This window comes from Klebsiella sp. H-Nf2 (assembly GCF_002806645.1).
Taxonomy (GTDB): domain Bacteria; phylum Pseudomonadota; class Gammaproteobacteria; order Enterobacterales; family Enterobacteriaceae; genus Klebsiella; species Klebsiella variicola.
This window is the reverse complement of record NZ_PIBL01000006.1, coordinates 86,549-112,745: the sequence shown is the minus strand read 5'-3', so window position 1 is coordinate 112,745 and position 26,197 is coordinate 86,549. Positions and strand designations below refer to the sequence as shown.

Genomic DNA, 26,197 nt, shown 5'->3' with positions numbered 1-26,197 from the left:
GTTTTCTTCCTCGGCCCCTTAGTGAGCGGTTTCCGCGTGGCTCATGTCCATGCCTTCCATCCCGTCGTGAGCAGCGTGCTCGCCTTCAGGTTTGGACATGTTCATGCTCTCGTGAGACATGAATTTGTTCACAACATCTTTGAACAGATCCGGCTTCACGTTAGAGAAGTATTCCACTTTGTTGTATTCGCTAGGCACAGCCACTTTATCGAACGCGGCCATGGAGTCCATGGAGTTCGGCGACTGTTTGGCTTTTTCAACCCACTGATCGAAGGTTGCACGATCCGGGGTAGCAATCGCTTTGAACTTCATACCTGAGAAGCCCGGGCCACTGTAGCTAGCGGAGATACCGTCATAAGTACCAGCTTCGTCAGCAATGAGGTGCAGCTGAGTCTGCATCCCGGCCATTGCGTAAATCTGGCTACCTAAGCGCGGAATAAAGAACGAGTTCATCACCGAATTAGAGGTCACTTTGAAGTGTACCGGTACGTTCGCCGGGAAGGCGATTTCGTTAACGGTAGCAATACCCTGTTCCGGATAGATAAAGAACCATTTCCAGTCCATCGAAACGACTTCGATGGTGATTGGTTTCTCGTCATGGGCAAGCGGTTTGCTTGGCTCCAGTGCGTGAGTGGTTTTCCAGGTCAGAACGGCCAGGAACAGGATGATCAGAATAGGTACCGTCCAGACCACAGCTTCCACTTTGTTGGAGTGTGACCAGTTCGGGCTATACTTCGCATCTTTATTGCTCTCGCGATACTTCCAGGCAAATCCTACTGCCATCAAGACGGCGGGAATAACGACAATCATCATCAGGCCGAAAGCCGTCAGAATCAAAGAGCGTTGCTCCAGTCCAATCTGTCCTTTTGGGTCAAGGAGTGCAGAATCACAACCACTGAGTAATACAGTACTTGCGATTAATGACATCCATCCCAAACTTTTATTGTATTTCCTGAGTCTCATTGAACGACCTCAATTCCACGGGATCTGGTGGCGTTTAAAGTGTACGGGCATTTTACGGTAAGGTTGCATTACTGTAAACATGATTGGATCTCTGTCAGTTCTGTGTTAGCGGCTTCTGCTTGGTTTGTCACATATGTTACGTAGTGTTACGTAATCGCTTGCAAAGCCTGAATTTCATGGGATTGATAACGAAAGGGATAAGAAAAGGAGTACTTAGCGGCGAATGGGCATAACCACCCATAAATTAGAACAATTGTTTAACATTTAATTATCAAATAAAAGACATTGTGAAAACCTAAAATAAAATCGCTGTAGCTGAATCGGTTAAATTATTTAAAGAATCGAATGAAAACTGTCAATAATTTCCAGAAATCAAAAACGCACAAAACAACAAATAGCGCGGCGGACAATATAAAAGCGTTAATAAGCCGTTATAATTACGTTTCGTAATTACAACGGCTAATAATGATGCAGCTTCCTTAAATCAGGCGAGTTTTACGCAGCGCCAGGTAGTCGAGCAGACCGCCGAACAAAATACCGCCAACGGCAGTCAGCGCGGCAACCTCCAGCAGACCGGACAGGAAAGAGAAGGCGGTGTAATCCAGGGCGTTCATGATAAGCAAAGCCAGCCATACCGTCAGCAGCAGGCAGCCCAGTGCCAGGATCCCCAGCGCCAGCGCATAGGCCTGCGGGTATTCGCTTCGCGGCATGAAGCTTGCCGTACGTTGGGTATGCTCAAGCGTTTGCCGGCACAGCAGCAGCAGGGCAATCCCCGGCACCGCCGCGACGACCGAGAAGAGATAGAACGTCGACCAGCCGTGGGCCTCGACAAACCAGCCGGCGATTGGCCCAACGTACACGCGGCCGACCGCAGACAGCGCAGAGAGCAGCGCGAACTGGGTGGCGGAGAATGATTTATTGCACAGCGTCATCAGCAGTGCGACAAACGCCGCCGTCCCCATTCCCCCACACAGGTTTTCAAAGAACACGGCGGTTGCCATGGAATAGAGGTGCTTATCGGTAATCGACAGCAGCCAGTAGCCGGCGTTGGAGACCCCCTGCAGCACACCGAAGATCAGCAGCGCCCGAAACAGTGTCAGACGCTGCATCAGGACCCCGCCGTACAGGGCGCCGAGAATGGTGGCAAACAGGCCCAAAGTTTTGTTCACCATCCCGACTTCTCCGGCATCAAAGCCAACGCCGCGGATGAGGAAGGTAGTGGTCAGGCTCATGGCAAACGCATCGCCAAGCTTATAAAGGACGATGAGCAGCAGAATAAGCCAGGCGTTATTGCGACCGAAAAAATCGCGCAGCGGTTCGGCGACCGCCTGCTCCAGCGACCTGGGAACCGGGATAACGTCGCTCGGCTCAGGTGCCAGCAGTGTGGCGATGATACAGGGCACCAGCAGCGCCGCCATCAGCCAGTACATCCCCTGCCAGCCGAGATAGCGGTCGGCAAGCCACAGAGCCAGACCACCGGACACCAGCATCCCGAGGCGATAGCCCAGCACGCTGATAGCGGCACCGGTACCGCGCTCTTCCGCCGGCAGAACGTCGGTTTTCCAGGCATCGAACACGATATCCTGTGACGCCGAGCAGAAGGCGATCACCACCGCCAGCGCCGCCATCCAGCGGAGCTGGGAGACGGGCTCAAGAAAGCCCATCGCCGCAATGGCCAGCAGGAGCAGGACCTGGGTAGTCAGCAGCCAACCGCGACGACGCCCAAGAAACGGCGGCGTATAGCGGTCCATCAGCGGGGACCAGAGAAATTTAAAGACATAGGCCTGGCCGACGAGTGAGAAAAAACCGATCGTTTTCAGATCGATATTTTCCACCGTCATCCAGGCCTGCAGGGTACCGGAGGTGAGGGCCAGCGGCAGGCCTGAGGCGAAACCGAGGATCAGCAAAATCGCTGATTTCGGCTGTTGAAAAATGCGTAAGTAATGACTGGACATAGCATAAAGCACGAACCCGGCTGAGGCCGGGTTCGTGGTGGCATTAACGCGCGTTTTGCTTGATGAAATCGTGGATGCTGGTGTCCTGCGCCATATCGGCGATGGTATCGGTCAGGACGCTGTTAACGGCATCAGCGATGTTCTTGTTCGAGGCCTGGAAAGCGCCTTCAATGGAGTAGCTGGCGCGGTAGTTTTTGGTCATCTTCGTGCCGTTTGCCGCGGTGGCAATGATGGCGATATCTGCTTTCGTGGCGATGTTGTAACGCACATTACCCTGGGAGACGTCAGCGTAGAGTTTGTTGACGATAATTTGCAGATCAACCGCGCCGTTCGGGCCAATCATATAACCGCGTGCGGTCATCTGTTTCTCCAGCACTTCCTGCAGCAGGAAGCGCAGATCGCGGGAGGCGGTGAGGGTGACCTGCTGATTGTCACGCGTGACTTTTGCCAGCGCCTGGTCCGGACGCTGGTCAGCGCCGTTGATGCTGACGGTCACGCCCATCAGGCTCGGATCCTGCTGCGGCAGCGTGATTTTCGGCGATACTTCAATGGTGGTCGGCGGCGTGGCGCATCCTGCCAGCATAAACATGGCGACCAACGGGAAAAGGATCTTCTTAAGCATGTTCAGGTCTCAACGCATGGTGTTGTTATAAGGAAAATTACCGCCATCATAGCATTGCCAACGGCAAGGGGAAGTGGCAACGCGTGTAAATCCATCGCCCTGGCGGTTTTCTGAGCGTCCCGCCATGGTTAATCGCTCTTTCCCCGGCAGTTCTGGCGACCAGAGCCAGTAAACGTGATACTTTTGAATGAAAATATCAGAACAATGCTAATTTTTTGTTGTTTTCTCCTAATGGAAGCGGTAAAAGCGGCTAACATTTATAGGGAGTGGCGGCATCTCAGCGTTGTCGGAGGAGAAAATTCATGATGATACGTGAACAGATCGAAGCAAAACTTAGAGCAGCGTTCGACCCGATGTATCTCGAAGTCGTGGATGAAAGTTATCGTCACAACGTCCCAGCGGGCTCTGAAAGTCATTTTAAAGTGGTGTTAGTGAGCGATCGCTTCACTGGCGAGCGTTTCCTCAATCGCCACCGTATGATCTACGGCACGCTAACTGAGGAGCTGTCGAATACGGTGCATGCCCTGGCGCTGCACACCTACACGATTAAAGAGTGGGAAGCACTACAAGATACGGTTTTCGCCTCGCCGCCTTGCCGCGGTGCGGGGAGTATCGCCTAGAAATCCCATTTGCAACCGCTGGCGCTTTTCCAGTATGTTGCTTGCAGATTTAGCAAAAACGGCCTACGGGCCGTTTTGTTTTGCCTGGAAAATGCGCAAAGTTAGCGCTTTTGCGGACAAATTTGAGCGGGAAATGTGAAAAATGCCGCAGCAGTGGGCGACAACCGTTCTCGACTCACAAAAGTGATGCCGCTATAATGCCGCGTCTTATATATGAATGTCTTCGGGATGATTCTGACGACAGGGAATGTGTTTCTGATTTGAAGAGGGCATCCCGGTTCTGCGAAGCCACCTACACGCGCTTCCAGAGTTGACCGAGCACTGTGATTTTTTTGAGGTAACAAGATGCAAGTTTCAGTTGAAACCACTCAGGGCCTTGGGCGCCGTGTAACGATTACTATCGCCGCTGACAGCATCGAGAATGCTGTCAAAAGCGAGCTGGTCAACGTAGCGAAAAAAGTTCGCATTGACGGCTTCCGTAAAGGCAAAGTGCCGATGAATGTTGTTGCTCAGCGTTATGGCGCATCCGTTCGCCAGGACGTGCTGGGCGACCTGATGAGCCGTCATTTCGTTGACGCGATCATCAAAGAGAAAATCAATCCGGCTGGTGCGCCGAACTACGTTCCGGGCGAATACAAACTGGGCGAAGACTTCACCTACGCGGTAGAGTTCGAAGTGTATCCGGAAGTTGAGCTGCAGGGTCTGGACGCGATCGAAGTTGAAAAACCGGTTGTTGACGTGACCGACGCTGACGTGGACACCATGCTGGAAACCCTGCGCAAGCAGCAGGCGACCTGGAAAGACAAAGACGGCGCCGTTGACGCTGAAGATCGCGTAACCATCGACTTCACCGGTTCCGTAGACGGCGAAGAGTTCGAAGGCGGTAAAGCCTCTGACTTCGTACTGGCGATGGGCCAGGGTCGCATGATCCCGGGCTTCGAAGACGGTATCAAAGGTCACAAAGCGGGTGAAGAGTTCACCATCGACGTGACTTTCCCGGAAGAGTACCACGCAGAAAACCTGAAAGGTAAAGCGGCTAAGTTCGTTATCAACCTGAAAAAAGTTGAAGAGCGTGAACTGCCTGAGCTGACCGAAGAATTTATCAAACGTTTCGGCGTGGAAGATGGTTCTGTCGCAGGCCTGCGCGCTGAAGTGCGTAAAAACATGGAACGCGAGCTGAAAGGCGCTGTACGTAACCGCGTGAAGTCTCAGGCAATTGAAGGTCTGGTTAAAGCTAACGAGATCGACGTTCCGGCTGCCCTGATCGACAGCGAAATCGACGTGCTGCGTCGCCAGGCTGCTCAGCGTTTCGGTGGCAACGAGAAACAGGCTCTGGAACTGCCGCGCGAGCTGTTCGAAGAGCAAGCTAAACGCCGCGTCGTTGTCGGTCTGCTGCTGGGCGAAGTGATTCGCACCAACGAGCTGAAAGCTGACGAAGAGCGCGTGAAAGGCCTGATCGAAGAGATGGCTTCTGCGTACGAAGATCCGTCAGAAGTGGTTGAGTTCTACAGCAAGAACAAAGAGCTGATGGACAACATGCGCAACGTGGCGCTGGAAGAGCAGGCTGTTGAAGCCGTGCTGGCGAAAGCCAAAGTGTCTGAAAAAGCCACTTCCTTCAACGAACTGATGAACCAGCAGGCGTAATTTCGCCGCGATTGTTTAAGGTTCGAGCAAAAACCCGTTGCCGAAAGGCGGCGGGTTTTTTTTTAGGATAATGATAGCCTCAGGCACGGTGCTAAAACGCATTTACCATGATAGCGTTACAGCAAAAGCTTGTTATGCTTGAAATATGGCAACACCATCCCCATTACCGGGGGAGGCAACTGCATCCGCAATCGCACGCGTGTTAAAGAGGCGGTGACGCGTTCAGCGGATAGAAACTGTGGCTGATAATCCGTCCGTAAGGTTACAATCAGTGCAGCAGGTATTTTAAAATTACTCCAGGAGACGGAAATGTCATACAGTGGCGAACGAGACAACTTTGCACCCCATATGGCCCTGGTGCCGATGGTCATTGAACAGACCTCACGCGGTGAACGTTCTTTTGATATCTACTCCCGTCTGCTTAAGGAACGCGTCATTTTTCTGACCGGCCAGGTCGAAGACCACATGGCAAACCTGATCGTGGCGCAGATGCTGTTTCTGGAAGCGGAAAACCCGGAAAAAGACATTTACCTGTACATTAACTCTCCGGGCGGGGTGATCACCGCCGGGATGTCGATTTATGACACCATGCAGTTCATCAAGCCGGACGTCAGCACCATCTGTATGGGCCAGGCCGCTTCCATGGGGGCGTTCCTGCTGACCGCCGGGGCGAAAGGCAAGCGCTTCTGCCTGCCGAACTCCCGCGTGATGATCCACCAACCGCTGGGCGGCTATCAGGGACAGGCGACGGATATTGAGATCCACGCCCGTGAAATCCTGAAGGTGAAAGGGCGCATGAATGAGCTGATGGCGCATCATACCGGCCAGTCTCTTGAGCAGATTGAGCGTGACACCGAGCGTGACCGCTTCCTTTCTGCTGCGGAAGCCGTGGAGTACGGGCTGGTCGACTCTATTTTGACCCATCGTAATTGATGCCCGAGGCGCAAGGGTGCCGCTTTACGCTTCATTCTTCTCGCCACGTTTTCGTGAGTGGTTGGCATTTTTCCGGACGCTTGCCGGTCAGGCTTGCGGCCGGTTGCTTTGCCACCGCCTCGATGTAGCGCGAAGGATTTTGTGTATATACTAATGAAGGGCGGCACAACGCTATATGGCGGCTTGCGCCTGAGAATGGCATTTGCGTCGTCGTGTGCGGCACAAAGAACTTAAAAAGAGGTTTGGACTCATGACAGATAAACGCAAAGATGGATCGGGCAAATTGTTGTATTGCTCTTTTTGCGGCAAAAGCCAGCATGAAGTGCGTAAGCTGATCGCCGGGCCATCCGTGTATATCTGCGACGAATGCGTTGATTTATGTAACGACATCATTCGCGAAGAGATTAAAGAAGTTGCGCCGCACCGCGAGCGCAGCGCGTTGCCGACGCCGCACGAGATTCGCCACCACCTTGATGACTATGTCATCGGTCAGGAACAGGCGAAGAAAGTGTTGGCAGTCGCGGTATACAACCACTACAAACGTCTGCGCAATGGCGATACCAGCAATGGCGTAGAGCTGGGTAAAAGTAACATTCTGCTGATCGGGCCGACCGGTTCCGGTAAAACGCTGCTGGCGGAAACGCTGGCGCGCCTGCTGGATGTGCCGTTTACCATGGCAGACGCCACCACCCTGACCGAAGCGGGTTATGTGGGTGAGGACGTCGAAAATATCATTCAGAAACTGCTGCAGAAGTGCGACTACGACGTGCAGAAAGCGCAGCGCGGCATCGTCTATATCGACGAAATCGACAAAATTTCGCGTAAATCCGATAACCCGTCGATTACCCGCGACGTCTCCGGCGAGGGCGTACAGCAGGCGCTGCTGAAGCTTATCGAAGGCACCGTCGCCGCCGTTCCACCGCAGGGCGGACGTAAACATCCGCAGCAGGAGTTCTTGCAGGTTGATACCTCCAAGATCCTCTTCATCTGCGGCGGCGCGTTTGCCGGCCTGGACAAAGTGATTTCCCACCGTGTTGAAACCGGCTCTGGCATTGGTTTTGGCGCGACGGTAAAAGCGAAGTCCGACAAAGCCAGCGAAGGTGAGCTGCTGTCTCAGGTTGAACCGGAAGATCTGATCAAATTTGGTCTGATCCCTGAATTCATCGGTCGTCTGCCGGTGGTGGCGACGCTGAATGAGCTGAGCGAAGAAGCGCTGATCCAGATCCTGAAAGAGCCGAAAAACGCCCTGACCAAGCAGTATCAGGCGCTGTTTAGCCTTGAGGGCGCAGAACTTGAATTCCGCGACGAAGCGCTGGATGCTATCGCCAAGAAAGCGATGGCGCGTAAAACCGGCGCCCGTGGCCTGCGCTCGATTGTGGAAGCGGCGCTGCTGGATACCATGTATGACCTGCCTTCGATGGATGATGTCGAAAAAGTGGTCATTGATGAGTCGGTTATCGAGGGGCAGAGCAAACCGCTGCTGATCTACGGTAAACCGGAAGCTCAGCAGGCATCTGGTGAATAATTAACCATTTCACTCAAGCAGTTAACAAAAAGGGGGGATTTTATCTCCCCTTTTATTTTTCCTGCATTCCCGCCGTTGAATGTGTGGAATACATCCCCATATACTGGATTACATATTAACGACGATGCAGTGGAGTATGGCGTCGTCGGCTACCTGGCGGACTTTAAACTAAGAGAGAGCTCTATGAATCCTGAGCGTTCTGAACGCATTGAAATCCCCGTATTGCCATTGCGCGATGTGGTGGTTTATCCGCACATGGTCATACCCCTGTTCGTAGGGCGGGAAAAATCTATTCGTTGCCTCGAAGCGGCCATGGACCATGATAAAAAAATCATGCTGGTTGCGCAGAAAGAAGCGTCGACGGATGAGCCGGGTGTAAACGATCTTTTCACCGTTGGAACCGTGGCGTCTATTTTGCAAATGCTGAAGCTGCCGGACGGTACCGTGAAGGTGCTGGTCGAAGGGCTGCAGCGTGCACGTATTTCTGCGCTGTCTGATAATGGCGAACATTTCTCGGCGAAAGCGGAGTATCTCGACTCGCCGGCGATTGACGAACGTGAGCAGGAAGTGCTGGTTCGCACCGCTATCAGCCAGTTTGAAGGCTATATCAAGCTGAACAAGAAGATCCCACCGGAAGTGCTGACGTCGCTGAACAGTATCGACGATCCGGCGCGCCTGGCGGATACCATCGCGGCGCACATGCCGCTGAAGCTGGCTGACAAGCAGTCCGTGCTCGAGATGTCCGACATCAACGAACGTCTGGAATATCTGATGGCGATGATGGAATCGGAAATCGATCTGCTGCAGGTTGAGAAGCGCATTCGCAACCGCGTCAAAAAGCAGATGGAGAAATCCCAGCGCGAGTACTATCTGAACGAGCAAATGAAAGCGATTCAGAAAGAACTCGGCGAGATGGACGACGCCCCGGACGAAAACGAAGCGCTGAAGCGTAAGATCGACGCGGCGAAAATGCCGAAAGAGGCGAAAGAAAAAACCGAAGCGGAACTGCAGAAGCTGAAGATGATGTCGCCGATGTCTGCGGAAGCGACCGTCGTGCGTGGCTACATCGACTGGATGGTGCAGGTGCCGTGGAATGCGCGCAGTAAGGTCAAAAAAGACCTGCGTCAGGCCCAGGAGATCCTCGATACCGATCACTATGGTCTGGAGCGCGTGAAGGATCGCATCCTTGAATATCTCGCGGTGCAGAGCCGGGTGAACAAAATCAAGGGGCCAATCCTCTGTCTGGTGGGACCGCCGGGGGTAGGTAAAACCTCGCTGGGCCAATCGATCGCCAAAGCGACCGGACGTAAATACGTACGTATGGCGTTAGGTGGCGTGCGCGATGAAGCGGAAATCCGCGGTCACCGTCGGACCTATATTGGCTCGATGCCGGGCAAACTGATCCAGAAAATGGCGAAAGTGGGGGTCAAAAACCCGCTATTCCTGCTGGATGAGATCGATAAAATGTCTTCCGACATGCGCGGCGACCCAGCTTCAGCGTTGCTTGAGGTGCTGGATCCGGAACAGAACGTGGCCTTTAACGACCACTATCTGGAAGTGGATTACGATCTCAGCGACGTGATGTTCGTGGCGACGTCTAACTCCATGAACATTCCGGCGCCGCTGCTGGACCGTATGGAAGTGATTCGCCTCTCCGGTTATACCGAAGATGAAAAGCTGAACATCGCTAAGCGTCACCTGCTGCCGAAGCAGATTGAACGTAACGCGCTGAAGAAAGGCGAGCTGACCGTCGACGATAGCGCCATTATCGGCATTATTCGTTACTACACGCGTGAAGCGGGGGTTCGAAGCCTGGAGCGTGAAATCTCCAAGCTGTGCCGTAAAGCCGTAAAACAGCTGCTGCTGGATAAGACGCTGAAACACATCGAGATTAACGGTGAGAATCTGCACGATTATCTCGGCGTACAGCGCTTTGACTATGGCCGTGCCGATAGCGAGAACCGCGTTGGTCAGGTGACCGGTCTGGCGTGGACGGAGGTGGGTGGCGATCTGCTGACCATCGAAACCGCCTGCGTACCAGGCAAAGGCAAGTTGACCTACACCGGCTCGCTGGGTGAAGTCATGCAGGAGTCGATTCAGGCTGCGCTGACCGTGGTACGTTCGCGGGCGGATAAACTGGGCATTAACGCCGACTTCTACGAGAAGCGTGATATTCACGTCCACGTCCCGGAAGGGGCGACGCCGAAGGATGGTCCGAGCGCGGGTATCGCCATGTGTACGGCGCTGGTCTCCTGTCTGACCGGTAACCCGGTACGCGCTGATGTGGCGATGACCGGTGAAATCACTCTGCGTGGTCAGGTGCTGCCGATCGGCGGTCTGAAGGAAAAACTGCTGGCGGCGCATCGCGGCGGCATTAAGACTGTTCTGATTCCTGATGAGAACAAACGCGACCTTGAAGAAATTCCAGATAACGTTATCGCCGATTTGGATATCCATCCGGTGAAACGAATCGAGGAAGTTCTGACACTTGCGCTGCAGAATGAACCGTTCGGCATGCAGGTTGTGACCGCGAAATAGTGATTCTGCGCAAATTGCGCTAATAAAAATAGGGTTGGTAAGTCATTTCGGACTTGCCAGCCTTTTTTTGTGTAGCTAACTTAGATCGCTGGCAGGGGGGTCATCGACAACTGCTGTTGTAAGGGCATGACAGTCCTGATATAACTGCTGCGCGGTCGCACTATGAAGGACTCAGGTGCGATATAAATTATAAAGAGAGGAAGAGAACAGTGAATAAATCTCAACTGATTGACAAAATTGCTGCGGGTGCGGACATTTCTAAAGCTGCAGCTGGACGTGCGTTAGATGCTTTAATCGCTTCTGTTACTGAATCTCTGCAGGCTGGGGATGACGTTGCGCTGGTAGGTTTTGGTACCTTTGCTGTTAAAGAACGTGCCGCCCGTACTGGTCGCAACCCACAAACAGGTAAAGAAATTACTATCGCTGCCGCAAAAGTGCCGGGCTTCCGTGCTGGTAAAGCGCTGAAAGACGCGGTGAACTGATCGGCTTTCCCGTCAGGGAATGTGACGAAGTACAAGGGCGCATCGTGAGATGTGCCTTTTTTATTGCCTTTTCAGACCACTTTATGTGTGTTTATCGCCACTTGTGGGCTGACAATCACCCTGTTTTCTTGTCAAAATACGTCCTCACGCGCGGCGGCCATCACGTGCTATGCTGCGCGAGCTAAAGTCATCTACAGCGGAGCGTTGTTACACCATGATGGACAACCTACGCACGGCCGCCAACAGCGTCGTGCTCAAGATTATTTTCGGTATCATTATCGTCTCGTTCATTTTGACCGGGGTGAGTGGTTACCTGATTGGCGGTGGCAAAAACTATGCCGCAAAAGTGAATGGCCAGGAGATTGGCCGTGGGCAGTTTGAAAACGCCGTCGCCAGCGAACGTAACCGTATGCAGCAGCAGCTTGGCGACCAGTTCTCCGAGCTGGCGGCGAACGAAAACTACATGAAAACCATGCGCCAGCAGGTGCTGAACCGCCTGATCGATGAGTCGCTTCTGGATCAGTATGCCCGCGAGCTGGGTCTCAGCATCAGCGATGAGCAGGTGAAGCAGGCGATCTTCCAGACCCAGGCGTTCCAGACGAACGGTAAGTTCGACAACCAGCGTTTCAGCGGTATTGTCGCCCAGATGGGGATGACCACCGATCAGTACGCTCAGGCGCTGCGTAACCAACTGACCACACAGCAGCTGATTAACGCCATTGCGGGTACCGACTTCATGCTGCCGGGCGAGTCCGATCAACTGGCGGCGCTGGTGTCTCAGCAGCGTGTCGTCCGCGAAGCGACCATCAACGTGAATGCCCTGGCGGCAAAACAGACGGCCAGCGATGAGGAAATCAACGCCTTCTGGCAGCAGAATCAGGCCCGTTTTATGGCACCGGAACAGTTCCGCGTCAGCTATATCAAAATGGATGCCGCCAGCATGCAGGAAAGTGCCTCTGACGAAGAGATTCAGTCATGGTATGACCAGCACAAGGATCAGTTCACTCAGCCGCAGCGCAACCGCTACAGCGTGATTCAGACCAAATCGGAAGCCGATGCGAAAGCGGTGCTGGCCGAGCTGCAAAAAGGGGCAGATTTCGCCACGCTGGCGAAAGAAAAATCGACCGATATTATCTCTGCCCGCAACGGCGGCGATATGGGGTGGATGGAAGATGCCTCTACGGTGCCTGAGCTGAAAGATGCCGGGCTGAAAGAGAAGGGCCAGCTGTCTGGCGTGATCAAATCCTCAGTTGGCTTCCTGGTGGCCCGTCTGGACGACGTCCAGCCGGCGCAGGTGAAACCGCTGGCTGACGTGCGCAATGACATTGCGGCGAAAGTGAAGCAGGAAAAAGCGCTGGATGCTTACTACGCGCTGCAGCAGAAGGTGAGCGATGCGGCCAGCAACGATAATGAATCGCTGGCGGGCGCTGCGCAGGTCGCCGGACTGAAGGTGGTGGAAACCGGCTGGTTTGGCCGCGATAACCTGCCGGAAGAGCTGAACTTTAAACCGGTCGCTGACGCAATCTTCAACGGCGGTCTGGTGGGTGAGAACGGCGCGCCGGGCAGCAACTCCGACATCATTACCGTTGACGGCGATCGCGCTTTTGTTCTGCGCATTAGCGAACACAAAGCCGAGGCGGTGAAACCGCTGGCCGAAGTGAAGGCGCAGGTCAGCGATATCGTTAAGCACAATAAAGCGGAACAGCAGGCGAAACTGGATGCCGACAAGCTGCTGGCGGCGCTGAAAGACGGCAAAGGCGATGAAGCAATGAAGGCGGCTGGCCTGAGCTTCGGCGCGCCGCAGACGCTTTCTCGTACCGGCCAGGATCCGCTGAGCCAACTGGCATTTACTCTGCCGCTGCCGCAGCAGGGCAAACCGGTCTATGGCGTTGGCAGCAATATGCAAGGCGATGTGGTGCTGGTGGCGCTGGATGAAGTGAAAGCAGGCAACATGCCGGAAGAGCAGAAGAAGGCCATGGTTCAGGGGATTACCCAGAACAACGCCCAAATCGCTTTCGAAGCGCTGATGAGCAACCTGCGCAAGGCGGCGAAAATTAAACTGGGCGACAGCATCGACCAGCAGCAGTAATTTCGCGTCGTCTCGCAAAAATGAGCAACACGATGTAATCCCCAAGGGCCGCTTTCGCGGCCCTTTCCATTTCTGTGATTTGCCTTTTGTCGGCCATCCGCACTGACGCTATCGTAACCTTGCTGTCTACACACAAGGAGATATCAGCATGAAATATGGAATAAAAACACTGATGGCCGCGGGCGTTCTGGTTTTCGCGGTAGGCGTACAGGGCGCGCTGGCGGCACCCGCCAGCGGTAAAGCGGCGGTGAATAAAGAAAATGTGCAGGCGACCGCTTCGGCGAAGGCGGAAGCGGTACCCGGTGAGGCGGACAACGGGGTGACAAAGGTCAGCATTAACCGCGCCAGCGCCGAACAGCTGGCTCAGGCGTTGAATGGCGTGGGGTTGAAAAAAGCCCAGGCCATTGTCAGCTACCGCGAAGAGTACGGGCCGTTCAAAACCCTTGATGATCTGAAGCAGGTCCCGGGAATGGGCAGCTCGCTGGTGGAGCGCAATTTAGCCCATCTGACGCTGTAAATTTTATGCCAGACCTTGCACAGCGGTGATTTTTTGCCAGGATAAAGAGGTTGCATCAAGTGGTGTGACCTCTTACCTCACAAACAAAAATAACAGAAAGGCATTGGTGCTATGCAGACACAAATTAAAGTTCGCGGCTATCATCTCGACGTCTACCAGCATGTGAACAACGCACGCTACCTGGAGTTCCTTGAGGAAGCCCGCTGGGATGGCCTGGAAAACAGCCCCGCGTTTCAGTGGATGATGGAGAAAAATATCGCTTTCGTGGTGGTGAATATCAATATTAACTACCGTCGTCCGGCGGTACTGGGCGATGTGCTGACAGTGAGCAGCAAACTGGAGCAACTCAACGGCAAAAGCGGCACGCTAAGCCAGGTGGTCACCCTCAACCCCAATGGCGAAGTGGTGGCCGATGCGCTGATTACCTTCGTCTGTATCGATTTGAAAACCCAGAAGGCGCTGCCGCTGGAAGGGGAGTTGCGCGAGAAACTTGACCAGATGAACTTGCGTTGACAACCGTCGCGTGAGTGCCGGGCCCACGGCAGGTGATGAACCCGTAGCCCCGGTAAGCGTCGCGCCACCGGGGAATTTGAGTCAAAGCTCCGGTAAATCGCTCCCCGGAGGCTATGCCTGTGCCAGCCCGGTTTTTTGCTTCATCACCGCCATTACGCCGACTTTGTCCCCCAGATACTGGTTGAGTCCGTTTGCGCGCAGGTTACAGGCGGCGCACTGGCCGCAGCCATCGCCCTTAATGCCGTTGTAGCAGGTGAGGGTTTCCTGGCGCACCAGATCCAGCTGACCCCAGAAGTCGGCAAGCGCCCAGGTCTCGGCTTTATTCAGCCACATCAGCGGCGTCTCAAAGCGAATGTCTTTCGCCATCCCAAGGCTGACGGCGTGGTGCAGCGCTTTGACAAACTCATCGCGGCAGTCCGGGTAGCCGGAGAAGTCGGTCTCGCATACGCCGGTGATGATGGCTTCGGCTTTCACCTGATAGGCGTAGATTGCTGTCAGGGTTAAAAACAGAATATTGCGCCCGGGGACAAAGGTGTTGGGAATGCCCTCGGCATCAGGCTGATAGTCGGGTACCGGAATGTTATCGCGGGTCAGGCTGCTGACTGCCAGTTCGTTGAGCAGGGTGACGTCCAGCACTTTATGCGCGACAGCGCCCAGTTTCAGGGCGAGTTCGCGCGCCACGTCGATTTCCGCGCGGTGGCGTTGGCCATAATCAAAAGTGACGCAATGCACTTCATCATACTGTTGCAGAGCCTGCACCAGACAGGTGGTTGAATCTTGTCCTCCGCTGAAGACAACTACGGCGCGTTTCATGGCAATTCCTGACTAAATGAGTAAAGGCGATATGGTAGCGCCAGACGCGCGCGGCGACCAGCTCTCTCACGACGATGACGCCGGTAGCCAGGCGCTGGCGAAGTCGAACCAGCCCCGGGCGTTAAGACGCAGGCCATTGACCCCCGGTGGCGCGCTGATCCGATAGTTATATTTGAACAGCGGCGTCATGATGGCGTCTTCCATCAGACTGTTGAACACGTTGCGCAGCGCATCGTTGCGACTGCGGGCGTCGGGCTGCGCCTGCACGGCGTCTAATGTCGCCTGCAGATGGGCATATTGCGCCCCGGTCAGCAAATTAGGCCACAGCACATCGCAGCGCAGCCACTGTTCGAGGGCGTACTCCGGCGCTTCGCCGATTAGCCGGTCGCCCATCATCAGATCGGCCTGCCCCAGATGCTGACAGCCTTCCCAGTTTTTGGCGTCATGAAATATGAGTGTCAGCTCGCAGCCCAGCAGAGCCAGCCGTTGCCTCAGCTGTTCGGCCATCGCATGAAGCTCGACCGGCAGATGATAGAGCAGGGTAAGTCTGGCCGGAAGCGGTACCGCGTTGTTTTCCGGCCCCTGTGGGATGGACCATCCTGGCAGCACCTCATGGCTCGGCGTAATCAGATCCTCCTCCAGCGGCAGCGTTTCCAGCAGAGATGAGTGATGGATTATCGACACCAGCCGCTGGGCCTGCGCTTTGCTAAGACGCGGGCTGTGGCGCAGGGTGAGATAGCAGAAGCCAAGGCTGATACGGTTGCTGACCTGGCGCAGATTGTGGAGCTCTTCGCGATCGCCGATGGTGATCTGCACCGGATGGCGGCAGCTGGTGCCGAGATCGCGGTCAAAGAGTTGAGGAGTGATCCAGTACTCCACCGCCTGGATCAGCGGATGCTGCAGGTGGTAACGGGGATGGTTCTCCAGCCGGACGAGTTCCGGACTGAACCGCTTCAGGCGGAATGGCCCGCAGCCGATGGCCGGATCGTCAGGATGCGCCAGCACGCTGCAGTAGCTGGCGAGACGGAACGGCAGCCAGTAGTCAGGACGATGCAGCGTGATGGTTAGGCACTGGGCGTGAGTGACATCGATACGGCTAAGGCTGGCGAAGAGGGTCCGCAAGGCGGGCAGCTCAAGCAGCAGCCGTAACCGCTGCCGCAGCTGCGCGGTTTCCACCGCATCGCCATTGTGCCAGTACAGCGTGGAGCGAATATAAAAATGCCAGCGCAGGCCGTCCGGTGAGACCTGCCAGTGATGCGCCAGATCGCCGATCGGCATATTGTCGCCTTCGTCGAAGCGCGTTAGCCCGGCATAGATCTGCCCGGCCAGATGCTGCTCGGCGCGTCCGGGCAGAAAGCCAGGGCGCAGCGGCTCCAGTGGGCGATAGTAAGGAATACGCAGCGTCGGAGTATTGTTTTGCCACTGACCGCCGAGGAAGGGATGGAGCAGGGCTTTCAGCTCCACCGGGGCCAGCTGCGCCAGCTCCAGCGCGTTTTGCTGCTGACCGTTGTTCAGCGCGTGCTCCATCATCTCGTTGCGCAGACTTTCCGGGGTTTTGTGAAATGAGAGTTGCCCGCGTTTGCCGCGCCCGGAGCTGGCCTGCCAGCTTAACCACCCCGCCTCCTGCGCCTGCCGCAGCAGAGTGCGGACGTGGCGTTCGCTGCAAAAACAGCGCTCCGCCAGTTCGCCGACGGTCACCTGCTGCTGCGCCCCGGCTGAGGGTTGCCACAATCGCTGGTACTGATTTAAACGGTGTAAGAGTCGCATGGGAGCCGTCGTCCACCGGGCTGCTGTAAACCCGGAACAATTAATAATATCTATTCACTATTACTTCCGTATATCCCAGGTGATACTTCAACACAAGCGAAGCCCATCACACATCGGGGAATACATCATGGCAAAACTGGCCGCATTTGATATGGACGGCACCCTGCTGATGCCGGACCATCGTCTCGGCGAGCAAACGCTCACCGCGCTGAAACGGCTGCGGGAACGTAATATCACCCTGACGTTCGCTACCGGTCGCCATGTGCTGGAGATGCACCATGTGATTGGCGAATTTTCCCTGGACGCATTTCTGATCACTGGCAACGGGACGCGCATCCATTCGCTGGAAGGGGAGGAGCTTTATCGCCAGGATCTCGCTCCTGAGGCGGCGGAAGCGGTGCTGCACAGCAAATGGGATACTCAGGCCAGCATGCATGTGTTTAACGATGGCGGCTGGTTTACCGGTCAGGCAAGACCTGAGCTGCTGAAAGCGCATGCCTTTAGCGGCTTTCACTATCAACTGTGCGATCCGAAACGCATGCCGGCACATCATGTCACCAAGATCTGTTTCTGCGGCGATCATGACGATCTCCGCCGCCTGCGGATCCAGCTGATTGAGACGCTGGGCGATCGCGCCTTTCTCTGTTTCTCGGCGATGGATTGTCTGGAAGTGCTGCCGGTTGGGTGTAATAAAGGTGCGGCGCTGGCGGTGCTCAGCCAGCACTTAGGCTTTACCCTGCAGGAGTGCATGGCGTTTGGCGATGCGATGAACGACCGCGAGATGCTGGGCAGCGTTGGGCGGGGATTTATCATGGGCAACGCGATGCCGCAGCTGAAAGCCGAGCTGCCGCATCTTCCGGTTATCGGTGACTGCCGACATCAGGCGGTCTCCCACTTTTTAACGCATTGGCTGGATAATCCTGATCTTCCTTATTCCCCCGAATAGAGAGACCCTTCCGGCAAGCCAGATAGTTTTCTATCTGGCTTTTTTTATGACCTGCCGACCAGCCTGGCGATCTCCGCCTGCCAGGGTGCGATATCGCCGATATTGGCGGTCACCCACTGCGGGTTGTAATAGGTTTCCAGGTAGCGCTCGCCGCTGTCGCACAACAGCGTGACGATGGAACCCGTTCGCCCTTCCTCGCGCATCCGCGCGGCCAGCTGCAATACGCCCCACATATTGGTGCCGGTAGAAGCGCCGACCTTGCGCCCAAGCTGTGTTTCCAGCCACAGGGCGGTGGCCACGCTCGCCGCATCCGGCACGCGCAGCATCTCGTCGACGACGTCGGGAATAAATGACGGTTCGACGCGTGGGCGACCGATGCCTTCAATTTTGCTGCCGACCGGGCTGCGCAGGCTGGCATCGCGGGTCTGCCAGTACTCGAGGAAGACCGAATTCTGCGGGTCAACGACCATCAACTGCGTCTCATGGCCCTGGCTGCGGATATAGCGGCCAATGGTTGCCGAGGTGCCGCCGGTGCCGGCGCTCATGACGATCCATGACGGCTGCGGGTGCGGTTCATGGCTCATCTGACGGAAAATACTGTCGGCGATATTATTGTTACCGCGCCAGTCGGTGGCCCGCTCGGCAAAGGTGAATTGATCCATATAATGGCCGTTCAGCTCGCGGGCCAGCATTTCGGAAGCGTCGTAGATTTCGCAGGCGCTCTGCACAAAATGGCAGCGTCCGCCGTAAAACTCGATCTGTTCGATTTTACGTTTGGCGGTGCAGGAAGGCATCACGGCGATAAACGGCAGCCCCAGCAGGCGGGCGAAGTAGGCCTCCGAAACGGCGGTTGAGCCCGAGGAGGATTCAATAATCGGCGTACCTTCTTTGATCCAGCCGTTGCACAGGCCATAGAGAAACAGCGACCGTGCCAGGCGATGCTTAAGGCTGCCGGTAGGGTGGGTACTTTCATCTTTCAGATACAGCTGGATGCCCGGAAACGCAGGCAGCGCCAGCCGGATCAGATGCGTGTCAGCGGAGCGCTGATAGTCGGCGTTGATTTCGCTAATGGCATGTTTAACCCAGGCGCTATTCATCGTGATTTCCTGTTTGTCATTTTGTGCCTAGCTTAGCGGAAAGTCCGGGAAAAATTGTTGCCATTTAGCCTTTGGATTACCATTATGGGAGCAAAATTTTCTCTTCGGATGCCCTATGTTAGATAAAATTGACCGTAAGCTGCTGGCGCTGCTGCAGGAAGATTGCACCCTCTCTTTGCAGGCGCTGGCCGATGCCGTTAATCTGACCACCACGCCCTGCTGGAAACGCCTGAAACGGCTCGAAGATGAAGGTATTTTGCGCGGGCGCGTCGCCTTACTGGATGCGGAAAAGGTGGGGCTGGGCCTGACGGCGTTTGTCCTGATCAAGACCCAGCATCACAGCAGCGACTGGTATTGCCATTTTGTGAGCGAAGTGACGCAGATGGCGGAAGTGCTCGGCTTCTGGCGGATGGCGGGAGAGTATGACTACCTGCTACGGGTACAGGTGGCTGATATGAAACGTTATGACGATTTTTATAAACGTTTAGTGAACAGCGTGCCGGGGCTGTCGGATGTCACTTCGAGTTTTGCCATGGAACAGATAAAATATACCACCGCCTTGCCTGTCGAATAACGGTATTGCGCCGTAACCCATTACAAATCAGGATTTTACTGCTTGCGATTATTTGCTCAACTCAGCTGGTACTTCCGCCGGGAGTGGCGCCGCTATCTTGGCGCGATTGCCCTGCTGGCCATTATTGCCGTCCTGCAGCTTATTCCGCCGAAGGTGGTGGGCATTGTGGTGGACGGAGTGACGCAACAACATTACACCGCCGAGAAGGTGTGGATGTGGATCGGCGCGCTGGTGCTGGTCGCGGTAATGGTCTACCTGCTGCGCTATGTCTGGCGCGTGCTGCTGTTCGGCGCCTCTTACCAGCTGGCGGTCGAACTGCGGGAAGATTTTTACCGGCAACTGAGTCGCCAGCATCCGGCATTCTATTTGCGCCATCGCACTGGCGATCTGATCGCCCGCGCCACCAACGATGTTGACCGGGTGGTATTTGCCGCCGGTGAAGGGGTGTTAACCCTGGTGGATTCGATGGTGATGGGCTGTGCGGTATTGATTGTGATGTCGACGCAGATTAGCTGGCAGCTCACCCTGCTGGCGCTGTTGCCGATGCCGCTGATGGCGCTGGCGATTAAACGCAACGGCGATGCGCTTCACGAACGTTTTCGCGTGGCCCAGGCGGCCTTTTCCAGCCTTAACGATCGCACACAGGAGAGCCTGACCAGCATCCGCATGATTAAGGCTTTTGGGCTGGAGGATCGCCAGTCGGCGCAGTTTGCCGCCGATGCCGCCGATACCGGCGCGAAAAATATGCGCGTGGCACGCATTGACGCGCGTTTCGACCCCACCATCTATATCGCCATTGGGGCCGCTAACCTGCTGGCTATCGGCGGCGGCAGCTGGATGGTGATCCACGGCAGCCTGACGCTGGGCCAGCTGACCAGCTTTGTGATGTATCTTGGCCTGATGATTTGGCCGATGCTGGCGCTGGCGTGGATGTTTAACATTGTTGAGCGCGGTAGCGCGGCCTATGGCCGTATCCGCACGATGCTCGAAGAGGCGCCAGCGGTGGACGACGGTACTGAAGCCGTGCCGGCAGGCCGCGGTGTCCTGCAGGTTGCCATTCGCAACTTCATCTATCCGCAGGCGAGTAAACCTTCGCTGGAGCAGGTTAATTTTACCCTCCAGCCGGGGCAAATGCTGGGTATCTGCGGGCCGACGGGCGCCGGTAAAAGTACCATTCTGGCGCTGCTGCAACGTCATTTTGACGTCACCAGCGGCGAGATCCGCTTTCACGATCTGCCGCTGCCGCGTCTGCAGCTCGACAGCTGGCGCGCCCGGCTGGCGGTGGTCAATCAGACGCCATTTTTATTCTCCGACACCGTCGCCAATAATATCGCGCTGGGCAAACCGGATGCGACACCAGCGCAGATTGAACGCGTGGCACGGCTGGCCAGCGTGCATGACGACATTCTGCGCCTGCCCCAGGGGTACGATACCGAAGTGGGCGAGCGCGGCGTGATGCTCTCCGGCGGCCAGAAACAGCGCATCTCGATTGCCCGCGCTCTGCTGCTGGAGGCCGAAATTTTGATCCTGGATGATGCTTTGTCGGCGGTGGATGGCCGTACGGAGCACCAGATCCTGCACAACCTGCGCCAGTGGGGAGAGGGGCGGACGGTGATTATCAGCGCCCACCGGCTGTCGGCGCTGACCGAGGCCAGTGAAATTCTGGTGCTGCAACATGGGCATATTGCCCAGCGTGGCCGCCATGAGGCGCTGGCCGTGCAGCCAGGCTGGTACCGCGACATGTATCGTTATCAGCAACTGGAAGCCGCGCTCGACGAGGTTCCGCAGGCGCAAGAGGAGGCCCTGGATGCGTAGCTTTACCGAACTCTGGCCGACGCTTAAACGCCTGCTGGCCTATGGTTCACCGTGGCGTAAGCCGCTGGCCATCGCGGTGGGGATGATGTGGATCGCGGCGGCGGCGGAAGTGAGCGGTCCGCTGCTCATCAGCTATTTCATCGATAATATGGTGGCGAAACATACGCTGCCGCTGAAGCTGGTGGCAGGCCTGGCGGTAGCCTATATCGGCCTGCAGCTGCTGGCGGCGTTACTGCACTATAACCAGTCGTTACTGTTTAACCGCGCCGCGGTCGGCGTCGTCCAGCAGTTGCGCAGCGACGTGATGGATGCCGCCCTGCATCAGCCGCTCAGCGAGTTTGATACCCAGCCGGTTGGGCAGCTTATCTCACGGGTGACCAACGATACCGAAGTCATTCGTGACCTGTACGTGACGGTGGTGGCAACCGTGCTGCGCAGCGCCGCGCTGATCGGCGCGATGCTGGTGGCAATGTTCAGCCTCGACTGGCGAATGGCGCTGGTGGCGATCGCGATTTTCCCGGCGGTACTGATCGTGATGATTATCTATCAGCGCTATAGCACGCCGATTGTGCGCCGGGTGCGCGCCTGGCTTGCTGATATCAACGATGGTTTCAACGAAGTGATCAACGGCATGGGGGTCATCCAGCAGTTCCGCCAGCAGGCGCGCTTTGGTGAGCGGATGCGCGAGGCCAGCTACGCCCACTACCTGGCGCGAATGCAGACGCTGCGCCTCGACGGTTTCCTGCTGCGCCCGCTGCTGAGCCTTTTTTCTTCGCTGGTGCTGTGCGGGCTGCTGATGCTGTTTGGCTTTAGCGCGGTGGGCACGATCGAGGTCGGTGTCCTGTACGCGTTTATCAGCTATCTCGGACGCCTCAATGAGCCACTCATTGAGCTGACCACCCAGCAGTCGATGCTGCAGCAGGCGGTGGTCGCCGGCGAACGCGTTTTTGAGCTGATGGATCGCCCGCGCCAGGCGTGGGGCTCGGATGACGCGCCGCTGCGCAGCGGTCGGGTGGAAATTGACCATCTCTCTTTTGCCTACCGGGGTGATCGACTGGTCCTGCAGGATATCAGCCTGGACATTCCCTCGCGCAGCTTCGTGGCGCTGGTCGGGCATACCGGCAGCGGGAAGAGTACCCTCGCGAGTCTGATGATGGGCTATTACCCGTTAACCCACGGGGAGATCCGCATCGATGGCCGGCCGCTCGCTTCCCTCAGCCACAGCGCGTTGCGTCGGGGCATCGCGATGGTGCAACAGGATCCGGTGGTGCTGGCGGATACCTTCTATGCCAACGTCGCGCTGGGTCGGGACATCAGTGAGACGCAGGTCTGGGAAGCGCTGGAGGCGGTGCAACTGGCGGAGGTGGCGCGCAGCATGAGCGATGGCCTGTACACCCAGTTGGGCGAGCAGGGCAATAACCTCTCCGTCGGGCAGAAGCAGCTGCTGGCGCTGGCGCGCGTACTGGTGGAGACTCCGCAGGTGTTGATTCTGGATGAGGCGACGGCCAACATCGACTCCGGCACCGAGCAGGCGATTCAACTGGCGCTGGCGAAAGTCCGTCAGCATACCACCCTGGTGGTCATCGCCCATCGGCTGTCAACCATCGTTGAGGCCGATACCATCCTGGTTCTGCATCGCGGACAGGCTGTCGAGCGAGGTAATCATCAGCAGCTGCTGGCGGCGAAAGGGCGATACTGGCAGATGTATCAGCTGCAGCTGGCTGGCGAAGAGCTGGCGGCCAGCGCCAGAGAAGAATCGCTCAGCGCCTGATGCACCACCAGCAGGCAGCGAAGAAAGCGTGGCCTGCCGTGGTGCAAAAACGTTACATCAAATGCACTGTTGTGGTGCATTTTTGCGCTGCAAACGCGTTTCAGCAGGCAATTGTCTGACCTGTACCCTGTTTTTTGCCATCAAAGGGCCGCTCTGCGGCCTTTTTTCATTTCTGGCATAGCCCTTGCTTTATATCCATCGTGTTAGCTGCGGCCATTACCGAATACTGACTGGAGGGGACTTATGAAGCTGGTTACCGTGGTAATCAAACCATTCAAACTGGAAGACGTGCGTGAAGCCTTGTCTTCCATCGGCATTCAGGGCCTGACGGTCACTGAAGTCAAGGGCTTTGGCCGTCAGAAAGGTCATGCGGAGCTCTACCGCGGCGCCGAGTATAGCGTCAACTTTCTGCCAAAAGTGAAGATTGATGTGGCGATTGCCGACGATCAGCTGGATGAAGTCATCGATGTGATCAGCAAAGCGGCTTACACCGGAAAAATTGGCGACGGCAAAATTTTCGTCGCTGAATTGCAGCGCGTCATTCGCATCCGTACCGGCGAAGCTGACGAAGCGGCACTGTAATTTCCAGACCACACAGTGATGGGGAACGAAACAATGAAAATGGCAACAATGAAATCGGGTCTGGGGGCATTGGCCCTTCTTCCGGGACTGGCAATGGCTGCGCCCGCAGTGGCGGACAAAGCCGATAACGCGTTTATGATGATTTGCACCGCGTTGGTTCTGTTTATGACTATCCCGGGGATCGCGCTGTTTTACGGCGGCCTGATCCGCGGCAAAAACGTTCTTTCCATGCTGACCCAGGTGATTGTGACCTTTGGCCTGGTCTGTGTACTGTGGGTGATTTATGGCTATACCCTGGCCTTCGGCACCGGCGGCAGCTTCTTCGGTAGCTTTGACTGGGTGATGCTGAAAAATATTGAACTGAAAGCGCTGATGGGCACCTTCTATCAGTACATCCACGTGGCCTTCCAGGGATCGTTCGCCTGTATCACCGTCGGGCTGATCGTGGGGGCGCTGGCTGAACGTATTCGTTTCTCCGCCGTGCTGATTTTTGTGGTGGTGTGGATGACACTCTCTTATGTTCCGATTGCGCACATGGTCTGGGGCGGCGGTCTGCTGGCGACCCACGGCGCACTGGACTTCGCGGGCGGTACCGTTGTACACATCAACGCCGCCGTCGCCGGGCTGGTGGGTGCGTACATGATGGGCAAACGTGTGGGCTTCGGCAAAGAAGCGTTCAAACCGCATAATCTGCCGATGGTGTTCACCGGCACTGCCATCCTCTACGTGGGCTGGTTCGGCTTCAACGCCGGCTCCGCCAGCGCAGCGAACGAAATTGCCGCATTGGCTTTCGTCAACACCGTCGTCGCCACAGCGGCAGCCATCCTGGCCTGGACCTTTGGCGAATGGGCCCTGCGCGGTAAGCCTTCTCTGCTGGGCGCCTGCTCCGGTGCAATTGCCGGTCTGGTTGGCGTCACCCCGGCGTGCGGGTATATCGGTGTCGGTGGGGCGTTGATTGTGGGTATCGCATCTGGTCTGGCGGGTATTTGGGGCGTAACAGCGCTGAAACGCTGGCTGCGGGTTGATGACCCTTGCGACGTCTTCGGCGTCCACGGCGTCTGCGGCATCGTCGGCTGTATCCTGACCGGTATCTTCGCGGCCACCTCTCTGGGCGGCGTGGGTTATGCTGAAGGCGTCACCATGGGCCATCAGTTGCTGGTGCAACTCGAAAGTATCGCCATCACCATCGTCTGGTCGGGCGTCGTGGCTTACATTGGCTACAAAGTGGCTGACATGACCGTAGGGCTGCGCGTACCGGAAGAGCAGGAGCGCGAAGGGCTGGACGTCAACAGCCATGGCGAAAACGCCTACAACGCCTGATAGAAAACCCTTCTCCTTGTAGCAAAAAGCCTCCCGTCCGGGAGGCTTTTTTTATGCGTTGCGGTTGCGCATCACCCCTTCCTGGACCGTTGAAGCTACCAGCGTTCCATCCTGAGTGTAGAACTCGCCGCGGACGAAGCCACGGGCGCTGGAGGCCGAGGTGCTTTCGACACTGTACAGCAGCCATTCATTGATATTAAACGGCCGGTGGAACCACATTGAGTGGTCGATGGTGGCGACCTGCATGCCTGGCTCAAGGAAGCCGACGCCGTGCGGCTGCAGCGCGACTGGCAGGAAATTAAAGTCCGAGGCATAGCCCAGCAGATACTGATGAATACGTAGATCGTCGGGAACGGCGCCGTTGGCGCGCAGCCACACCTGGCGCACCGGTTCGGCGATATGGCCTTTCATCGGGTTATGAAATTCAACCGGGCGGATCTCCAGCGGTTTATCACAGAGGAATTTATCTTTCACCTGCGGCGGCAGAAGGTGTGCCAGCTTGCGGGCGATATCGGTTTCCGAGTGCAGGCCGTCAGGAGAGGGGGCGGGAGGCATCGCTTTCTGATGCTCATAGCCGTGCTCTGGTGCCTGGAAGGAGGCGGTCATATAGAAGATCGGCTTCCCGTTCTGAATGGCGGCCACTCGCCGGGCGCTAAAGCTGTTGCCATCGCGCAGCACTTCCACATCGTAGACGATCGGTTTCTGGCTGTCGCCGGGGCGCAGAAAATAGCTGTGAAATGAATGCACCAGACGTTCAACGGGCACGGTCTCTTTTGCTGCATACAGCGCCTGGCCCACCACCTGGCCGCCAAAAACCTGGCGCAATCCCAGGTCTTCGCTCTGTCCGCGGAATAACCCTTCCTCAATTTTTTCCAGATCTAATAATGCCAGCAGGTTAGAGAGTGCCTGACTCATACTTATCCTCAATTAATGATGGCGGCGCAGCGCGGTGCTGTGCGCGTGATGTGGCAAAGTATAACCTGGAATCGCAAGTGGTCCGATGGGTGTAATAATCTGAATAACGAGCGGTCAACAGGAACAAATCTGAGATCTGTGCCACACTTATTGACGACACGAAAGTTCCTGCCGGCGAAGCGGCGGAACATCCTCC

The 26,197-nt window shown here is 56.2% G+C and carries 22 protein-coding genes; 15 read left to right on the top strand and 7 right to left on the bottom strand.

Annotated features, from left to right (window positions below):
• Window positions 1-18 precede the first annotated feature (18 nt).
• The 3 genes from cyoA to CWM58_RS16110 all read right to left on the bottom strand — a co-directional run bounded on the left by cyoA (window position 19) and on the right by CWM58_RS16110 (window position 3,540).
• Window positions 19-963: a cytochrome o ubiquinol oxidase subunit II gene (gene cyoA / locus CWM58_RS16120; RefSeq protein ID WP_074386735.1), complete on the bottom strand. Its 945-nt coding sequence runs from the start codon at window positions 961-963 to the stop codon at window positions 19-21.
• A gap of 479 nt (window positions 964-1,442) precedes the next feature.
• Window positions 1,443-2,918 (bottom strand): muropeptide MFS transporter AmpG, encoded by a 1,476-nt coding sequence (gene ampG, locus CWM58_RS16115; protein WP_100681330.1) that lies wholly within the window; start codon window positions 2,916-2,918, stop codon window positions 1,443-1,445.
• A gap of 43 nt (window positions 2,919-2,961) precedes the next feature.
• Complete coding sequence (locus CWM58_RS16110) at window positions 2,962-3,540, bottom strand: lipoprotein (protein WP_061155554.1); 579 nt, start codon at window positions 3,538-3,540, stop codon at window positions 2,962-2,964.
• A 302-nt stretch (window positions 3,541-3,842) separates the two neighbouring features.
• On the opposite strand from CWM58_RS16110, the gene bolA reads away from it, so the two are divergent.
• From bolA to CWM58_RS16055, 9 genes are all read left to right on the top strand, one after another.
• Window positions 3,843-4,160 carry a transcriptional regulator BolA gene (gene bolA / locus CWM58_RS16105; protein WP_002891649.1) on the top strand — a complete coding sequence of 106 codons (318 nt, stop codon included), beginning with the start codon at window positions 3,843-3,845 and terminating at the stop codon, window positions 4,158-4,160.
• Between the two features lie 345 nt (window positions 4,161-4,505).
• Entirely contained in the window at window positions 4,506-5,804 is a 1,299-nt protein-coding gene (gene tig, locus CWM58_RS16090) for a trigger factor (RefSeq protein ID WP_061155553.1), read from the top strand.
• Between the two features lie 309 nt (window positions 5,805-6,113).
• On the top strand, window positions 6,114-6,737 hold the full coding sequence (gene clpP, locus CWM58_RS16085) for an ATP-dependent Clp endopeptidase proteolytic subunit ClpP (protein WP_002891804.1): 624 nt from the start codon (window positions 6,114-6,116) through the stop codon (window positions 6,735-6,737).
• A gap of 250 nt (window positions 6,738-6,987) precedes the next feature.
• A complete protein-coding gene (gene clpX / locus CWM58_RS16080) occupies window positions 6,988-8,262 on the top strand; it encodes an ATP-dependent protease ATP-binding subunit ClpX (protein WP_061155552.1) in 1,275 nt (424 codons plus the stop codon).
• 183 nt (window positions 8,263-8,445) lie between these two features.
• Entirely contained in the window at window positions 8,446-10,800 is a 2,355-nt protein-coding gene (gene lon, locus CWM58_RS16075) for an endopeptidase La (protein WP_061155551.1), read from the top strand.
• Between the two features lie 209 nt (window positions 10,801-11,009).
• Window positions 11,010-11,282, top strand: coding sequence for a nucleoid-associated protein HU-beta (hupB, locus tag CWM58_RS16070; protein ID WP_002444653.1), 273 nt, complete (start codon window positions 11,010-11,012; stop codon window positions 11,280-11,282).
• Window positions 11,283-11,496: 214 nt separating this feature from the next.
• The gene (gene ppiD / locus CWM58_RS16065) at window positions 11,497-13,371 is read left to right on the top strand and encodes a peptidylprolyl isomerase (protein ID WP_100681329.1); all 1,875 of its coding nucleotides are present in this window, start codon (window positions 11,497-11,499) and stop codon (window positions 13,369-13,371) included.
• Window positions 13,372-13,519: 148 nt separating this feature from the next.
• Window positions 13,520-13,888, top strand: coding sequence for a helix-hairpin-helix domain-containing protein (locus tag CWM58_RS16060; protein WP_100681328.1), 369 nt, complete (start codon window positions 13,520-13,522; stop codon window positions 13,886-13,888).
• A 111-nt stretch (window positions 13,889-13,999) separates the two neighbouring features.
• Entirely contained in the window at window positions 14,000-14,401 is a 402-nt protein-coding gene (locus tag CWM58_RS16055; protein WP_008805405.1) for a YbgC/FadM family acyl-CoA thioesterase, read from the top strand.
• A gap of 111 nt (window positions 14,402-14,512) precedes the next feature.
• Here the strand turns inward: CWM58_RS16055 and queC are convergent, their stop codons facing one another.
• Both queC and CWM58_RS16045 read right to left on the bottom strand, forming a co-directional pair.
• Complete coding sequence (gene queC / locus CWM58_RS16050) at window positions 14,513-15,214, bottom strand: 7-cyano-7-deazaguanine synthase QueC (RefSeq protein WP_008805406.1); 702 nt, start codon at window positions 15,212-15,214, stop codon at window positions 14,513-14,515.
• Between the two features lie 66 nt (window positions 15,215-15,280).
• A complete protein-coding gene (locus CWM58_RS16045) occupies window positions 15,281-16,981 on the bottom strand; it encodes an SgrR family transcriptional regulator (protein WP_100681327.1) in 1,701 nt (566 codons plus the stop codon).
• Window positions 16,982-17,108: 127 nt separating this feature from the next.
• Between CWM58_RS16045 and cof the strand changes: the two genes are divergently transcribed.
• Window positions 17,109-17,927 (top strand): HMP-PP phosphatase, encoded by an 819-nt coding sequence (gene cof / locus CWM58_RS16040; RefSeq protein ID WP_100681326.1) that lies wholly within the window; start codon window positions 17,109-17,111, stop codon window positions 17,925-17,927.
• Between the two features lie 44 nt (window positions 17,928-17,971).
• On the opposite strand, the gene CWM58_RS16035 is transcribed toward cof, so the two are convergent.
• Entirely contained in the window at window positions 17,972-19,024 is a 1,053-nt protein-coding gene (locus CWM58_RS16035) for a PLP-dependent cysteine synthase family protein (protein ID WP_100681325.1), read from the bottom strand.
• Window positions 19,025-19,139: 115 nt separating this feature from the next.
• Here CWM58_RS16035 and CWM58_RS16030 point away from each other — a divergent pair, with 115 nt between their 5' ends.
• The 5 genes from CWM58_RS16030 (at window position 19,140) to amtB (ending at window position 25,086) form a co-directional block, all read left to right on the top strand.
• On the top strand, window positions 19,140-19,598 hold the full coding sequence (locus CWM58_RS16030) for an Lrp/AsnC family transcriptional regulator (RefSeq protein WP_004204786.1): 459 nt from the start codon (window positions 19,140-19,142) through the stop codon (window positions 19,596-19,598).
• Window positions 19,599-19,640: 42 nt separating this feature from the next.
• Complete coding sequence (locus tag CWM58_RS16025; RefSeq protein ID WP_008805411.1) at window positions 19,641-21,413, top strand: SmdA family multidrug ABC transporter permease/ATP-binding protein; 1,773 nt, start codon at window positions 19,641-19,643, stop codon at window positions 21,411-21,413.
• Window positions 21,406-23,184 (top strand): SmdB family multidrug efflux ABC transporter permease/ATP-binding protein, encoded by a 1,779-nt coding sequence (locus CWM58_RS16020; protein ID WP_061155543.1) that lies wholly within the window; start codon window positions 21,406-21,408, stop codon window positions 23,182-23,184. The genes CWM58_RS16025 and CWM58_RS16020 overlap by 8 nt, the downstream gene beginning before the upstream one ends.
• A gap of 243 nt (window positions 23,185-23,427) precedes the next feature.
• The gene (glnK, locus tag CWM58_RS16015) at window positions 23,428-23,766 is read left to right on the top strand and encodes a P-II family nitrogen regulator (protein WP_002891893.1); all 339 of its coding nucleotides are present in this window, start codon (window positions 23,428-23,430) and stop codon (window positions 23,764-23,766) included.
• 33 nt (window positions 23,767-23,799) lie between these two features.
• Window positions 23,800-25,086, top strand: a complete 1,287-nt coding sequence (gene amtB, locus CWM58_RS16010; RefSeq protein ID WP_061155542.1) for an ammonium transporter AmtB — start codon at window positions 23,800-23,802, stop codon at window positions 25,084-25,086.
• A gap of 51 nt (window positions 25,087-25,137) precedes the next feature.
• Here the strand turns inward: amtB and tesB are convergent, their stop codons facing one another.
• Window positions 25,138-26,001, bottom strand: a complete 864-nt coding sequence (gene tesB, locus CWM58_RS16005; protein WP_008805414.1) for an acyl-CoA thioesterase II — start codon at window positions 25,999-26,001, stop codon at window positions 25,138-25,140.
• Window positions 26,002-26,197 lie beyond the last annotated feature (196 nt).

What these genes read in the sequence shown, in the direction of transcription:
- cyoA (WP_074386735.1), bottom strand. Translation starts at nt 963, where the DNA reads ATGAGACTCAGGAAATACAATAAAAGTTTGGGATGGATGTCATTAATC.
- ampG (WP_100681330.1), bottom strand. Translation starts at nt 2,918, where the DNA reads ATGTCCAGTCATTACTTACGCATTTTTCAACAGCCGAAATCAGCGATT.
- CWM58_RS16110 (WP_061155554.1), bottom strand. Translation starts at nt 3,540, where the DNA reads ATGCTTAAGAAGATCCTTTTCCCGTTGGTCGCCATGTTTATGCTGGCA.
- bolA (WP_002891649.1), top strand. Translation starts at nt 3,843, where the DNA reads ATGATGATACGTGAACAGATCGAAGCAAAACTTAGAGCAGCGTTCGAC.
- tig (WP_061155553.1), top strand. Translation starts at nt 4,506, where the DNA reads ATGCAAGTTTCAGTTGAAACCACTCAGGGCCTTGGGCGCCGTGTAACG.
- clpP (WP_002891804.1), top strand. Translation starts at nt 6,114, where the DNA reads ATGTCATACAGTGGCGAACGAGACAACTTTGCACCCCATATGGCCCTG.
- clpX (WP_061155552.1), top strand. Translation starts at nt 6,988, where the DNA reads ATGACAGATAAACGCAAAGATGGATCGGGCAAATTGTTGTATTGCTCT.
- lon (WP_061155551.1), top strand. Translation starts at nt 8,446, where the DNA reads ATGAATCCTGAGCGTTCTGAACGCATTGAAATCCCCGTATTGCCATTG.
- ppiD (WP_100681329.1), top strand. Translation starts at nt 11,497, where the DNA reads ATGATGGACAACCTACGCACGGCCGCCAACAGCGTCGTGCTCAAGATT.
- CWM58_RS16060 (WP_100681328.1), top strand. Translation starts at nt 13,520, where the DNA reads ATGAAATATGGAATAAAAACACTGATGGCCGCGGGCGTTCTGGTTTTC.
- CWM58_RS16055 (WP_008805405.1), top strand. Translation starts at nt 14,000, where the DNA reads ATGCAGACACAAATTAAAGTTCGCGGCTATCATCTCGACGTCTACCAG.
- queC (WP_008805406.1), bottom strand. Translation starts at nt 15,214, where the DNA reads ATGAAACGCGCCGTAGTTGTCTTCAGCGGAGGACAAGATTCAACCACC.
- CWM58_RS16045 (WP_100681327.1), bottom strand. Translation starts at nt 16,981, where the DNA reads ATGCGACTCTTACACCGTTTAAATCAGTACCAGCGATTGTGGCAACCC.
- cof (WP_100681326.1), top strand. Translation starts at nt 17,109, where the DNA reads ATGGCAAAACTGGCCGCATTTGATATGGACGGCACCCTGCTGATGCCG.
- CWM58_RS16035 (WP_100681325.1), bottom strand. Translation starts at nt 19,024, where the DNA reads ATGAATAGCGCCTGGGTTAAACATGCCATTAGCGAAATCAACGCCGAC.
- CWM58_RS16030 (WP_004204786.1), top strand. Translation starts at nt 19,140, where the DNA reads ATGTTAGATAAAATTGACCGTAAGCTGCTGGCGCTGCTGCAGGAAGAT.
- CWM58_RS16020 (WP_061155543.1), top strand. Translation starts at nt 21,406, where the DNA reads ATGCGTAGCTTTACCGAACTCTGGCCGACGCTTAAACGCCTGCTGGCC.
- glnK (WP_002891893.1), top strand. Translation starts at nt 23,428, where the DNA reads ATGAAGCTGGTTACCGTGGTAATCAAACCATTCAAACTGGAAGACGTG.
- amtB (WP_061155542.1), top strand. Translation starts at nt 23,800, where the DNA reads ATGAAAATGGCAACAATGAAATCGGGTCTGGGGGCATTGGCCCTTCTT.
- tesB (WP_008805414.1), bottom strand. Translation starts at nt 26,001, where the DNA reads ATGAGTCAGGCACTCTCTAACCTGCTGGCATTATTAGATCTGGAAAAA.